The sequence below is a fragment of the Desulfopila aestuarii DSM 18488 genome (genome assembly GCF_900143695.1).
Lineage (GTDB): Bacteria > Desulfobacterota > Desulfobulbia > Desulfobulbales > Desulfocapsaceae > Desulfopila > Desulfopila aestuarii.
Genome location: NZ_FRFE01000005.1, coordinates 1 through 14,055, shown reverse-complemented (window position 1 = coordinate 14,055; position 14,055 = coordinate 1). Strand labels below are relative to the sequence as shown.

Genomic DNA, 14,055 nt, shown 5'->3' with positions numbered 1-14,055 from the left:
TGGCATGACCTGCAACGAAGTAGATCGAAATTTTTACAAGTCCATCAACCTTTCAGCCGACGTAAATGCACCTGCAGCACGGAGATTGCGGCAGGAGTGATTCCTGAAATTCTCGATGCCTGGCCGAGCGAAAGCGGTTTTACAGTGGAGAGTTTTTCCACTACCTCGTTGGAGAGTCCGGACATGGAAGCATAATCGAGATCTTCAGGTAACTTTACCGCCTCCATCTTTTTAAAACGATCAACCTGTTCGCGCTGGCGGTCGATGTATCCCTGGAATTTGATTTCGAGTTGCACCTCGTCAGCGACCTTCGAGTTACTGAGTTCTGCGAGCTGAGCTTGCAGTTCTTCTCCAAGGGGGAGTTGTGCTATTTTTTTCAGGTCAAGTTCGGGGCGCCGCAGCAGGTCGGCCAGAGACAACTTTTGCCGGGAAGTATTGCTGCCGAGAGACTCAAGAGCGGCATTGATTTCAGCTGACGGTTTGGCATGATGATCGTGCAACAGAGCGATGCCAGCCGCTATCGCATGCATTTTTTGTTGAAAAATTCGAAACTTTCCTTCGTCGAGAAGGCCGATATCATAACCTCTTTGGCAGAGGCGAGTGTCCGCGTTGTCCTCACGCAGCAGTAGCCGGTATTCTGCTCTGGAGGTAAAGAGACGATAGGGTTCCTTGGTGCCGCGTGTGACCAGATCGTCTATCAGCACCCCAATATAGGCCTCCGATCTGTCCAGAATGAGCGGATCCTTGCCCTGGACATAGCGTACGGCGTTGATTGCCGCCATCAATCCCTGGGCTGCGGCTTCCTCATAACCGGAGGTACCATTAATCTGGCCGGCAAGATAGAGGCCTTCAAATTTCTTGGTGGCAAGTGATGGTAATAGCTCAAGTGGGTCGACATAATCGTATTCAATCGCGTAGCCGGGACGAATAATACGAGCGCTCTCAAGTCCTTTAATAGATTGGATCATCGCCTTCTGGGTGCTGAGCGGCAGGCTGGTCGGAATACCGTTGGGGTAGACCTCGGTGGTGTCAAGCCCTTCCGGTTCCAGAAAGATCTGGTGCCGTGTTTTCTCAGGAAAACGCATCACCTTGTCCTCGATGGACGGGCAATAGCGAGCGCCGATTCCTTCTATAATACCGGCATACAGCGGCGACTGGTCGATTCCCTGGCGGATGATCGCGTGGGTGTGCTCATTTGTGTACGTGATATGGCAGGGGAGCTGAGGCAGTGTGTACCGGCCCGAGGAACTGAAAGAAAAATGGGCGGGCGGATCGTCACTGTGTTGGGCTTCCAGCTCGGAATAGTCAATGGTATTGGCGTCAATACGGGGTACGGTGCCTGTTTTCATTCTACCGACATTGAAGCCCGCTTCTTTAAACCACAGCGCAAGCTTTGTGGAAGGCGCGTCGCCAAGTCTGCCGGCAGGAAAGTTCTTGAGACCGATATGGACCAACCCATTTAAAAAGGTACCAGTCGCAACGACGACAGCGCCGGCATGAATCTCTTCGTCCAGCGAGGTACGAATGCCACAGACCCGACCATCTTTAACAAGTAAACTGTCGACGACTGTCTGGCTTATGGTGAGATTCTCCTGATGTTCAAGAACCGTTTTCATGCGCAGTCGGTACAATAAGCGATCAGCCTGAGCGCGGGAAGAGCGCACAGCTGGGCCTTTACTGGTGTTGAGTCTGCGGAACTGGATGGAGGTGGCGTCGATATTTCTCGCCATCTCGCCACCCAGCGCGTCGATTTCCCGCACCAGGTGTCCTTTGGCAAGGCCGCCGATGGCAGGATTGCAGGACATGGCACCAATGGTGTCAGCATTAATAATGGTGACAAGAGTCCTGCAGCCCATGCGGGCGCTGGCAAGAGCGGCTTCGCAGCCGGCGTGGCCGGCCCCGATTACGATGACATCATATGTGTTCATGAGGATCTTTCTGGTGTGTTACGTTTACTGGTAGTATCGGTTTCTATGGCCTTTTCCCACCAGATCAGTGCCCATCGAAGAGGATTCTGCCTGGGGATGGAGATTGTTCCATCTGGATTAGGACTGGCTTGTTTAAGCAGGAATTGTTTTAGTTGCTGTTCTTCTTTTGAGTTTAGGTCTTTTATCATCCAGGAGTAGGTGAGAAAGGCCTGGTCGAGATCCTGAAAGCTAAAGTCGGACTCTGGTTGCAAGATAGTGACGTTGGGATGAATCCCCATGGTATAGAGAATATTCAGCGTGTAGATATAATCAGGTCCGGAGTGAAAAGGTCTGCCGACGGCGGCGAAGGCCTCTGGAACAAAAGGGGGCGGAGTTATCCGGTCGGCAATGAAGACATATCGCCTGGCAAATGCATCAAGTTTGGCGATGGCTGCCGTGAGGTCATCGACACTAAGCGAACGGGAGGCGATGGCAATATCGTGGGGCAGAACACCGAGCGCATGCCAGTCATCTTCCCATGCACATCTTTTGGCGGTGACATTCGTGATGTTTTTGGCCTGGATCTCGGCAACAAGTATTTCCAACATCTTCTCTGAGAAATCGAGGGCGGTGACAGACCGGCTTCTGCCGGCGAGAGGAATCGCAAGATTTCCTGGCCCGCAGCCTACGTCCAGGACGGTCAATTCTGACGTCACGGGCAGATGCATCAGCAATAGGTCGATAAATGGCGAAGTGCGGTTTCGAGCGGCAAAAGACGGTGCCTTTTTGTCCCATTCGGTTGCACCCTTGCTTGACCAGCCCTTTTGGCGACGGGCGTTTTGCCAGAGCTGTTTCCAATCGAGGGTTGCGTGGGTGAGATCGTGAAAATCGGTCATAGAACCATTGGCAAATGCGAAAAAAACGAACTGTAGGATGGCTGTTGCATGAGCCTTTTAGTAGTATCATAGCTGATCCTGATGTGCAAGCAGAGGCGTCAATAAGAAATGAAATAGTTTGACAGTGGAAACGTTGTGTGGTTAATATTCATCTTTTGTGATTTTGTGATCCCCCGACCGGAATTTGAGCTGAACAGCTGGTTGGGGAAATGGCGTTCTGCGGGTGCGACCACCTGAAGCAGAGGCCGCTGACGCCGAGAAGGTTTTAACATTCTCCATGCTCTGCATGGATTTTACCACGAGGAAGTGAACAATGAGCAAACGTACTTTTCAGCCTAGCAATCTCAAACGTAAACGCACCCATGGATTCCGTGCCCGTATGGCTACCCGCGCCGGACGTGCGGTCATTAAAGCCCGCAGGGCACACGGCCGTAAACGTCTCTCCGCCTGATTTGCTGTTTGGAAAAACTGTCATTTCCCAAAAGCTCCCAGCTGCGCAAGGGTTGGGAGTTTGATCAGGTATACAATCAGGGGAAGCGCTTGCATGGCTCCGGATTTTCGCTTATCTGTCGGATGACTGATCAGGCTGATAGCAGGATTGGGATCAGTGTAAGTCGGAAGATCCGCGGGGCAGTCAGGAGGAATCGCATCAAACGGATTATTCGAGAGTCTTTTCGTTTGCGGCGGGATCTTTATCCGGGAGGTGCGGACATTGTCTTTGTAGTTCGCCCTGATTTTAACATCTCATCGCCGCAAGAGATTTGGCGGGCCGTAAAGCCGCTCTCCAGCAGGTGGATTGGAACGCATGAAGGCTGAGATCAGGATTTCAGAGTTCCCCAAGACAGTTCTTATGGGATTGGTCAGAGGGTACCAGTATTGCATTTCCCCACTGTTCCCCCCTAGTTGTCGTTTTATTCCCAGCTGTTCCAGTTATACCATCCAGGCAATTGAAAAATATGGCGCTTTGAAAGGATCTTTCCTGGGACTCTGCCGTATCATTCGTTGCCATCCATTTTCACGAGGCGGCTATGACCCATTACGTTAAGCTGTTGCCGCCATTCTCTTCAACGTTCATACCACTGGAATTTCTCCTGTGGGAAAAAATCATCGGTACGCAAAATGGACACCTATAGAGCCTTTCTGGCAGTCATTATCTCCTTCGCCATCCTGCTCGGATACCAGTATTTTTTTGTGGGATTCGAGACCCCGGAAGCACCCGTGGAAAATCCAACAGCAACCTCTACACCACAAGCGACTGATGGACAGCCGGTGCCAGGAGCCGTTCAGGCGGTCGTTCCGCAAATCGCGGCGGCAGCACCTGCTGTGCTGCATCCTGACGCGACAGACATCTCTGTGGAAACCGACAGGTATACAGCTGTTTTTTCAGAAAATGGTGGCGCTTTAATACAACTTGTGCTCAAGGGACAAAAAGAAACAAGTGCCAAGGACTCTCCGGGTAAAGAACTGGTAAATAGTGATGTTAATCTTGGTTTTCCCCTCAAATTTTCTTGGGGAAGCATCATAGGTCAGGACCTTTTTTATAAGAGTACAGCAAAGAATGTGACGTTTACCGACGGTAAAGGCGTTCTCACCATGGAAGCGGATGCTGGCAATGGGCTGACCGTTGTAAGAACGTATACTTTTGCAAAAGATAGCTATGTAATCGGTCTGGATATCACCGTTAAGAACAGCTCCGGTCAGTCGCTTCAAGGCATGGCACAATTACACCAGGTGAATACGCCGTTCCAAAAGACCGGTGGCCCGGGGAATATGTATCTGTTTCAAGGTTCCGAGGCATATATAAACGGCGAACTGCACGAGATCAAAGCGAAGGAATATGAGGACGGTCCGGTTACTTTGCAGGGCAATGTTGAGTGGGCCGGATTTGGCGGTAATTATTTCCTTCGTGGAATCGTACCCATAGACGGAGCCGGTGTATCTTATGTGATGCAGGGCAATGACGAATTGACCCGGACTGCGTTAATCGGAAATCTCGATACGCTGCAACCAGGCTCTGAGAAAACCTATGCCTACAAAATTTACTACGGACCTAAGAAGGTTGAGTTGCTGAGAGAACTTGGTTACAACCTCGAGCGTTCTGTAAATTTTGGCTGGTTTGACATTATCGCCCGGCCAACCCTCTGGCTGCTCAATTTCCTCTATGGGTTTGTTGGGAATTACGGTGTTGCTATCATCCTGGTGACCATTATGTTCAAGGCAGCCTTCTGGCCAATCAGCCAGAAAGGTATGAAGTCCATGAAGAACATGCAGAAGTTGCAGCCGAAGATGGCCAAGCTCAAGGAGAAGTACAAGGACGATCCGACCCGCATGAACCAGGAGGTGATGAATCTCTACAAAACCTACAGGGTCAATCCGCTTGGCGGATGCCTGCCGATGGTCTTGCAGATTCCGGTCTTCTTTGCTCTCTATAAGGTACTGCTGCAGTCGATTGAGTTGCGGCATGCTCCTTTTATGTTGTGGATTACGGATCTTTCCGCTCCTGATCGTTTGTGGATAGGATTTGACCTTCCTTATCTCGGAGGATTGCCGGTTTTGACCCTGCTCATGGGGGCATCCATGTGGCTGCAGCAGAAGATGACACCTACAACAGCTGATCCGACCCAGGCGAAGATCATGCAGTTTCTGCCGCTCATTTTCACCTTTATGTTCTTGAACTTCGCTTCTGGTTTGGTTCTTTACTGGTTTGTGAACAACCTGTTGTCCATCCTGCAGCAGAAGCTGATCAATCGGGAGTCCGAGGCCAAGCAGGCTGCACAGTCTGCCTGATAAACCGGCAGGTCTAGCCTGTTGTTCGTCAGGGCAGAGGAAAATCTGGTCAACAGCTGTTAAAGCTCCCTGGCGAATATGAATAGTAGCGGGTTACAGAGATGAGTCGTCGGTGTTGAGTAGGTAGCTTTCTCCTCATTATGTGAGGAAATATAGCTGTTTCCCGATTCAAACATATCTAAAGTACAGAGAATACAATGTCTGTAAAGAAACATGATTTTTACGGAAAAGAAGTTACCGATGCAATACGCAGCGCCTGCGAGGCCCTGAGCGTTCCGCAGGAGATGCTGGATATTGAGGTGGTTGAGACTGGTTCAACCGGCATTTTCGGCCTCATCCGCAAAAAAGCGAAAATCCGGGTTTCCATGAAGTCGGAGAGTGGGCAGAAAAAAGTTAAGTCAGAAATAGTTGTACCTGTGGCTCCTGTTTCTGAACAAGCACCGGTTGTAGAAGTCGAGCCGGTGAGTGAACCGGTTGAGGTGGTTGAGGAACCAAAGGTGGTTGCGGAAGAGACGTCAGAGCGGCGGGCCGATACCCGTAGCGATGGCGATGACAGCGACGACGATGAGGATGACGATGTCCCCGGGGAAAGCGAAGATGATGCTGGGGGGGAGACTCTGGAGATTGTTCAGGCAGAAGTCACCCGTCTTGTTGAACTCATGGGTTTTCCCTCAACCGTTGAGGTTAGTGCGAAAGGCCTTTCTGTGAGCTGCAGCGTAAAAGGCGAGTTTGAAGAAGAACTTGCCGGGCCTGAAGGAAAAACCCTAGATTCTATCCAGTATCTTGTCCGAAAAATTGTTGCGAGAAAATGCAGCGAACGTCTACGGATTTCGATAAACGTTGGCGATTTTCGTGAACGCAGGCTTGAAGAACTGAAAGTACGTGCGGTTGAATTGGCCAAAATGGTCAAAGAGAGCGGTAAAACCCAGGTGCTTCCAGCCTTGAATCCTTCTGAGCGGCGAGAGATTCATATGGTTCTGCAGGAAGATAAGGATGTACGGAGCCGTTCAGTTGGTGACGGTTTGTTCAAGAAGATCCTTATCTATAAGCCGGGCAAGGGCAATCGCGGTGGACGCCGGAAGAATGCTCCCCGCAATCGTCGCGGAAAAGGCGGTCGAAATGGCAACGGCTCCGGAGAAGAATAATTTCCTGGCCGGTTTGCCAGTAGGTTTTAACCGATCATCTCCAGTAGAGAAATGCATACATCTTCTGCCCAAAGTCAGACCATAGCTGCCATTTCGACGCCTGCCGGATCTGGCGGCATCGGCATTATCCGTATGAGTGGTGATGAAGCGCTGCAGGTCCTGCAACGTATTTTCAAGCCCCGCGTTTCGGATTGCTCGTTTGCCAGTCATCATCTTTATTATGGCCATATCGTCGATTCAGCGACTGGTCGTACTCTTGATGAGGTGCTTGCTGTCTACATGCGGGCACCTCATACCTATACCAGAGAAGATGTGGTCGAAGTTCACTGCCACGGAAGCTTTCTGGTCCTCCAAAATGTTTTAGAACTTATACTTGCTCAGGGGGTTGCGCTTGCCGCTGCTGGAGAATTTACCAAGCGTGCCTTTCTGAACGGGCGAATAGATTTGACCCAGGCCGAGGCGGTGATTGATATCCTGTCGGCTCGCACCAGAAAAGGCGTTGATCTTGCACAGGAACAACTATCTGGCGCTCTCTACCAGCGTATTGACCGCATACGCAAGAGCCTTGCGCAGATGCGTGCGGTGATTGAGGTGGCAATCGATTTCCCTGATGAAGATGTTGAGATTGTTGATCACAGTCATATTATTCGGCAATTGCAGAATGAGGTTGCTGAGCCATTGGAGCGGTTACTGAAAAATGTTGATCAGGGTAAAATTTACCGGGAAGGCATTTCTGTTGTAATCGCCGGGCTGCCCAACGTCGGAAAATCGAGTCTACTTAACACACTTCTCGAAGAAGAACGGGCCTTAGTGACTGAAATTCCTGGGACAACCCGTGACACCATCGAAGAGTACCTTGATGTCCATGGGATGCCAGTGCGTCTCATTGATACTGCCGGAATCCGTGATAATGCTGGAAAAGTCGAAGAGATGGGAATTCAGCGGGCAAAAAGCCTGATCAATGAGGCTGATCTTGTACTCTTTATGTTGGATGGATCTCGAGATGTTTCGGTTGAGGATTTGAAACTCTATACGGCTGTAAGCCATAAACCCATGCTGGTTGTGGTGAACAAGATTGATCTCAATAAGGTTGATAAGCATTTCATCGACCCACTTCAGACTATTGCTCCCGTCGTGCATATCTCAGCTGGAAAGCAGCTGGGGATTGATGAGCTAAAAGATGCAATCTTTCGGCGCGTGGCTTCCGGTGCAGATCAGTGGGAAGAACAGGGCTGTGCGCCGAATGTCCGTCATAAACAAGCCCTTCTCAAGGCGCATGGTGCATGCTTACGCTTGCGAGATGCCTTTGAAGTTGGAGCCACGAGCGATTTGATAGCCGTTGATCTGCAGGAATGTCTGGATCAACTCGGTGATATTGTCGGTGAGACTACCACCGAAGATATATTGGACGTGATCTTCGAGCAATTCTGTCTAGGTAAATAATAGATCTACCTATCGAAACCGTAACCTGAGGGGACAGATTTTTTTTCACGTCTTTTTGTGAAAATCAGATAAGCGCATACTTCGATCTGTCCCCGGATCGAATACCCTGATTTTACTTCCCATCAACCTTCTTCAACAGTTCCTCCGCTTCCGCTCGCTCAGCAAAGGCCGTTTCAGAAGCGAGCGACTTCTCCAGAGCCGCACGGGCACTCGCCATATCATTATTGCCAAACTGAGCCAGCGCCAGATGATAATTGATAATCGGATCGTCCGGTCTGTTTATAAGAGCCTGCTCAAATTGCGAGATCGCAAGCCCATAGGCGTCACGTTTGTAGTGGACCATGCCAAGCGTGTCGGCGATATGAGGGTCATCCGGCAATGCCTGTTTCGCCAGCATGGCAAGTCGGAGAGCTTCGCCAAGATCGCCGTTTTTATCCTGAGTGATCAAATAGGCGAGATTGTTGGCGGCAGCAGGCTGATCGGGTTTAAGCTCAAGCACTTTCAGATATTCAGCTTTGGCCTCAGGGTATTTCTTTTGTATTTCAAGAAGAGTTGCCATGCCCATATGCCCGGGGACAGAATTCGGCTGTTTTGCCAAGAGATCCTGAAATTCTTTTACAGCGTCATCTGTCTTGCCAAGAGCGTGCATGATGCGGGCGCGGATGATATATGGTTGCGGATTCTGCGGGGCAAGAGACTGAGCCTTGGCAAATGCATCAAGAGCGGTTTCATGCTGCTTATCGCGCAGGAGCAGGTCGCCGAGCAACATATAATGCCCGCTTGCCTCTGGGGCCAGTTCAATCTGCTTTTGCACCAAATTTACTGCCATTTTGACATCACCTTGAGCGGTAAGGCTGGCTAAGAAGGCGAGGGCCTTGGAGTTGGCTGGGTCAAGCTCAATTAGTTGGGAGAAGGCTTTCTGTGCCTCTTCATTATTTTTAGCACCCAAGTGGGCCAAACCCAGGTTGCCGAGCATCTCGATGTCGGTCGGCGCCTGCTCCCGGATCTTGGTGATCATTTCGACAGCTTCCGTGAATCGCTTTTCCTGCAATAGGGCTTTAGCGAGTAGTTTCGCTGCGGCAAAATTGCGCGGTTCAAGTCTCAGAGCTATAGTTGCCTCGCGCCCTGCACTCACGGATTCGCCCTGGATGAGAAAAATCTGGGCCTGTAGTGTGTGAAACCGGCTGTCTGCCGGAGCAAGTTTCAGTGCTTCGTTCGCTGCTTTACTGGCAAGCTCTATTTCCCCTAAGCGTAACCTGGCAAGAGCAAGAAAATAGAAAGGATCACCCCATTTGGGGTAATTGGCGGTGATGGCAGTCAGCAAATCGACAGCCTCTTTAACTTTATTGTCGTTCAGCAACAGCTTTGCCTTAACGAATGTGGCTCCGCCGTGATCAGGGTTTGTTGCCAGCACAGCTTCCATCGTTGCTCTTGCGTCATCAAAGCGTTTCAGCTCAAAATAATAATCAGCAAGAGTGGCTTTGATTTCAATTGAATCCGGAAGTTTGACAAGAGAGTTCTCAAGAAATGTTGCAGCTTTACTGAAATTGCCCTGTTTTTTGTAAAATCCGGCCACCATGATGTAGAGCGATTCAGTTTTAGGATCTAGTTCTAGTGCTTTTAGTGCGGCTTGCTCGGCCTTGTCAGGTTTCCCTGTTGCACTGTAGAAGTTGGCTTGCAGCAAATGGGCCTGGACATTTTCAGGAAACGTGGTGGCAATCTTGTTCAGGATATTTTCTGCATCATCGACCCTGTTTTGCTGTTGGTAGAAAATTAGTAATGTCCTGTGGTTGGCAATATTGTCCGGAGCAACTTCAAGGGCCTTTTTAAACATCTCTTCACTGGCGTTGATGTCCTTTTGGGCGGCATACACCCGGCCTCTGATGTTGTAAAAACGGTCAGTATTTGCCTTGTCTGCTGGGACTTTATCGAGAGCCGTCATGGCCGCATCGAAATTACCATCCACAAGCTCGATGTTGGCCAGCAGCGCCAAGGCGTCAATATTTGCCGGATCGTTTTTCAAAACCTGCTCTGTATACTTTCGGCTTTCCTCACTGTTTTTTGCCAACAGAAGGAACTCTGCGACTTTCACGCCAGCATCGACATTCGCGGGATCAAGGTCGGCTGCACGTTTGAGCTGCCCGAAAGCATCCCGCATTTCTCCATTTTTCAGATGGATGAGCGCTAACTGATACCTGGCATTCGCGAATTTTGGATCTATCTGAATTGCGTTTTTCAGTTCTATCACTGCGGATTTTGAGTCATCTTTTTGAATGAACTCAAGTGCTTTATTATAATGTGATTGTTTTTTTTGCTCCGGGTCGGTACAGGCGGTGAAAAAAAGAAGGGTCAATATGAGACAACACAGTCCAAGCCCGCGTGAGTAAGCCATAAGTTTACCTATTGAATGGTTTTGTCTTATTCCGAGAAGCAAGGTTCGGAACCTTAGTGTCTTGTCATCGAATACATTACAGATTAAAAACAATACTGTAGAATAAATCAACGCCTTTCCCTATAGAAATCACAAGAAACCTCTACGCAGGCATGTTGTTAGGGAAAAGAATTCACAAATGGGTAAATATTTGACAGTAATACAAAAATGTGATCGAATGCTGTTTTAGAGATGAGGATACAGATTAACCTTAATGCAGAGAGGGTGTCATGGTAGGAATTCGCTCATTTATGTTCAGTTTTGTAATGGTATTACTTTGTGCATTTTCTTCGTTTGCCGCTCAGTCCACCAAGGATATTAGTGCTTCGGATGATCTGAAAATACAGGCAAAGAAGACTGTTTTGGGCGGCAGTGGTGTGGTGAAGCCACAGGATCCCGAATATGTGATCGGCCATGGGGATTTTCTCGAGGTTCAGGTTTACGGTGAGGGGAGCATGGCGGTGTCTGCTCCGACTACTACACCTGATGAAGGTTCGAGCGGTGCAGACGCGGCAGGTACCGGTATTCAGGTACGTATTGACGGTCGAGTATCTCTGAAGCACATTGGGGATGTCGAGGTGGTTGATATGACCTTGACCCAGATGGCTGATTATTTGAAACTTCTTTATGCAACAGTATATGATGATCCGATTGTAACGGTCGTGCTAAAAAAGAGTAACAGCAAGTTGTATACGGTTATGGGCAAGGTCGTGAACCCTGGTATATACAATATCGATCAGCCGATAAATCTGGTGCAGGTGATCGCCAGAAGTGGTGGATTTACTGAGTGGGCCAATTCCGAGTTGACTGTTGTACGTGAAAATGGCAGCAAGAGTTCGCCAATGTTCAGTGGTAATACCCTGAAGTTTGATTATGATGATTTTCTCGATGGCCGTAATCTGGAAAAGAATATTGTAATTAAATCCGGTGATATCATAATTGTACATTAACCCTCGAAAGCGTGAGGAGAGAATACTGGGGCTATGAATATAAAAATATTACCCTTGGGAGTTGCGGTTTGTCTGAGCATGTCTGCTCCTCTTTCTGCAGCGGTCAATACCATATCTGCTGGTGTGAGCACCGGTTACGAGTATTTTGACCGGAATTATGATAATTCCAACTCTCCTGATGACGATGATTATTCGCGTTTGAGGGTGTCACCATTTATCACCATTATCTCAGAGACTGAAAGGCAATCCCTCGATTTTACCTATGCACCGAGCTTCTGGTATGATTTTGATGAGAGTGAGGATGATATCGACCATAAACTCTCGCTTGAGTATTTGCGGATGTTGACGCGGTATTGGAACGTTTCTCTGGCTGATAATCTCAGTATTACCGATGAATTTAACTCATATAGCCCGACTACGGATCCTGAAACAGGCGATATCGTTTCCGGAGGTCCGGGAGCTGACGTCGCTGGCGATACCTTAAGGGATCAAAATGGCCGGCGAAGATATACCAACAACTCGCTCAGCCTTGGAACGATGTATACATACTATGAGGACAGCTCGGTGTCCTTCGATTACGTTTGGGCCATCCTAAGAAATGATAGCGATTACTCCGGGAGCGATTATCAAGACTACGACAAGCATGATTTCGGTTTGACTGTTAATCATAAAATCAACTCAAAATGGAGAGTTACCACATCGGCAGGTTTTATTCGTGGCCTTTATGATTCGGTCGAAAATGACAGCGGGTCTGCAATCCCTGCTGATTCCGATGATGTTGATGAGTATCGGGGGAGCTTAAGTCTGAATTATAGATTGAATCCACTCCATGCTTTGAGTGGGGCCTACAGTTACAATCTGTCTGATTATGACTCCAACTTGAGGAGTGATAGTGAGATCCATAATGTTACATTGGGCTGGGTATGGGATGTTTCTCCTCGGCTCAACCTGAGTTTTGGAGCTGGCCCATCTTATTCCAAACAGGACGGTCAGAGCGGTAATTGGGGCTCAAACGAAAACTTCGGATTAAACTATACGCTTGAGAAAGGGTCTGTCGGACTGACTGCTGCTCATGGTTTCCGTTTCGATAACTTTGACGGAACAGATCAAAAAGGGAGTACTGAATTTTGGAATATGCAGACAAGCTTGCAGCATGCCTTTACTGAGTATATTAGCGGTTCTGCCTATGCAAGTTTTGCCAAAGAAGATAGCGATGAAAGCAGCGAAAACGGCACACCCTCTGGTTTTGAAACTGTGAATAGCAAGGTTTATGCGACCGGCTTGAGTGTCAACTACAGGTTTCTTGAAGATTACACAGCCGGCATTTCCTATGGTTTTGTGCATTACACATCGGGTAACAATGAAGATGATTATGATGATCATCGGGCCTCAGTGACTATTTCCTACGAAAATGAGTTATTCCAATGGTAATAGGAAGAGGATAGAGACTACCGAGATAGAGGTAAGAATTTTTTTTGGTCAGGAGGGAGGCTGTGTGGATGATAAAAAACAGAAGTTGCTGAAGTTGTTTCCGGGAGATGATGGCTATTCGTATTCTTTGTGCGTAGGATATGAACCCGGTATCCAATTTTAAAAAAGCGGCACTGGTTTTCCTGTCAGTTGCGCTGTTTGCACTTTTCCTTCCCGGATCATATCTGCAGATCCATTTGCGTTCCATTTATCATCTATGGGAATGCGGTCATATAATACTGTTTTTCCTATCAAGTTATTGTCTCCTTCTTTTTTTCCCAAGACTCTCGCGGCTACCATTGTTTCATTTTTCATTCGCTGTGCTTGTGATGGTATTGATCTTGGCCATATCAGTTGAAGGATTACAAGGCTGGGTTTCCGGAAAAGGAATCGAACCAGCAGATGTTGTGGGAGATCTTGCCGGAGCTTCGTTGTTCTTGTCTTATACCTCCTGGCGAAGGAGAGTCGAAAACATACTTATTCATGGTATAGCCTTTTTGTTGGCCTTTTTCGTTCTATGGCCAGCACTGTCATCTTTTGCAGATGAACTTCTGGCAAGATATCAATTCCCTTTGTTGGCTGATTTCGAGACACCTTTTGAGATAAGTCGTTTTGAAGGCAAAACTGGCTCAGCGGCACGGTCAGGCCAATATGCTTATCACGGCCAATACAGTGCGAGGTTGTCCTTTTATCCGTATCCGCTAATTAAACCCCACTTATTGATTGCGGCAAAAGGAGGTCGGCGGCTTTGAGCCTGTTCGGTAGCAGCTCTTCGTAATCGCTCTGCGATTCTGCGAAAGGAAGTTTTTCGAAGATAAAACGAAGATATCTGTACGGTTCCAGGCCATTTGCTTTCGCTGATTCGACGAGACTGTAGAGGCTGGCACTAGCTGCCGCTCCGGCAGGATTACCGGCAAAGAGCCAGTTTTTGCGGCCTATCACAAACGGCCTGATGGCATTTTCAGCTGCATTATTGTCTGGGCCGACTACGCCTTGGTCAAGGTAGACGGTGAGGCGGCTCCTTTG

13 protein-coding genes are annotated in these 14,055 nt (G+C 48.6%); 8 read left to right on the top strand and 5 right to left on the bottom strand.

Going from position 1 to position 14,055, the window contains the following annotated elements:
* Nucleotides 1-44: 44 nt before the first annotated feature.
* Nucleotides 45-1,928, bottom strand: a complete 1,884-nt coding sequence (mnmG, locus tag BUF15_RS06460; protein WP_073612652.1) for a tRNA uridine-5-carboxymethylaminomethyl(34) synthesis enzyme MnmG — start codon at nt 1,926-1,928, stop codon at nt 45-47.
* Nucleotides 1,925-2,803 carry a class I SAM-dependent methyltransferase gene (locus BUF15_RS06455; protein ID WP_073612651.1) on the bottom strand — a complete coding sequence of 293 codons (879 nt, stop codon included), beginning with the start codon at nt 2,801-2,803 and terminating at the stop codon, nt 1,925-1,927. The genes mnmG and BUF15_RS06455 overlap by 4 nt, the downstream gene beginning before the upstream one ends.
* Nucleotides 2,804-3,116: 313 nt before the next feature.
* Between BUF15_RS06455 and rpmH the strand changes: the two genes are divergently transcribed.
* From rpmH to mnmE, 6 genes are all read left to right on the top strand, one after another.
* Entirely contained in the window at nt 3,117-3,254 is a 138-nt protein-coding gene (rpmH, locus tag BUF15_RS06450; protein WP_073612650.1) for a 50S ribosomal protein L34, read from the top strand.
* Nucleotides 3,255-3,262: 8 nt separating this feature from the next.
* Complete coding sequence (gene rnpA, locus BUF15_RS06445; RefSeq protein WP_073612649.1) at nt 3,263-3,619, top strand: ribonuclease P protein component; 357 nt, start codon at nt 3,263-3,265, stop codon at nt 3,617-3,619.
* A gap of 34 nt (nt 3,620-3,653) precedes the next feature.
* Entirely contained in the window at nt 3,654-3,848 is a 195-nt protein-coding gene (gene yidD, locus BUF15_RS06440) for a membrane protein insertion efficiency factor YidD (RefSeq protein ID WP_234981135.1), read from the top strand.
* Between the two features lie 74 nt (nt 3,849-3,922).
* Nucleotides 3,923-5,590, top strand: coding sequence for a membrane protein insertase YidC (gene yidC, locus BUF15_RS06435; RefSeq protein ID WP_073612647.1), 1,668 nt, complete (start codon nt 3,923-3,925; stop codon nt 5,588-5,590).
* A gap of 197 nt (nt 5,591-5,787) precedes the next feature.
* Nucleotides 5,788-6,735 carry a Jag family protein gene (locus BUF15_RS06430; protein WP_073612646.1) on the top strand — a complete coding sequence of 316 codons (948 nt, stop codon included), beginning with the start codon at nt 5,788-5,790 and terminating at the stop codon, nt 6,733-6,735.
* A 51-nt stretch (nt 6,736-6,786) separates the two neighbouring features.
* Entirely contained in the window at nt 6,787-8,178 is a 1,392-nt protein-coding gene (gene mnmE / locus BUF15_RS06425) for a tRNA uridine-5-carboxymethylaminomethyl(34) synthesis GTPase MnmE (protein ID WP_073612645.1), read from the top strand.
* Nucleotides 8,179-8,290: 112 nt separating this feature from the next.
* Here mnmE and BUF15_RS06420 read toward each other — a convergent pair whose 3' ends face one another.
* Nucleotides 8,291-10,570: a tetratricopeptide repeat protein gene (locus BUF15_RS06420; protein WP_073612644.1), complete on the bottom strand. Its 2,280-nt coding sequence runs from the start codon at nt 10,568-10,570 to the stop codon at nt 8,291-8,293.
* 269 nt (nt 10,571-10,839) lie between these two features.
* Between BUF15_RS06420 and BUF15_RS06415 the strand changes: the two genes are divergently transcribed.
* Entirely contained in the window at nt 10,840-11,559 is a 720-nt protein-coding gene (locus tag BUF15_RS06415; protein ID WP_084553590.1) for a polysaccharide biosynthesis/export family protein, read from the top strand.
* Between the two features lie 33 nt (nt 11,560-11,592).
* Entirely contained in the window at nt 11,593-12,990 is a 1,398-nt protein-coding gene (locus tag BUF15_RS06410) for a porin family protein (RefSeq protein ID WP_143170649.1), read from the top strand.
* A 159-nt stretch (nt 12,991-13,149) separates the two neighbouring features.
* Here the strand turns inward: BUF15_RS06410 and BUF15_RS06405 are convergent, their stop codons facing one another.
* Nucleotides 13,150-13,344 (bottom strand): hypothetical protein, encoded by a 195-nt coding sequence (locus BUF15_RS06405; RefSeq protein WP_073612641.1) that lies wholly within the window; start codon nt 13,342-13,344, stop codon nt 13,150-13,152.
* Between the two features lie 390 nt (nt 13,345-13,734).
* The coding region (locus tag BUF15_RS06400; RefSeq protein ID WP_143170701.1) for an IS66 family transposase at nt 13,735-14,055 on the bottom strand (321 nt) is incomplete at its 5' end.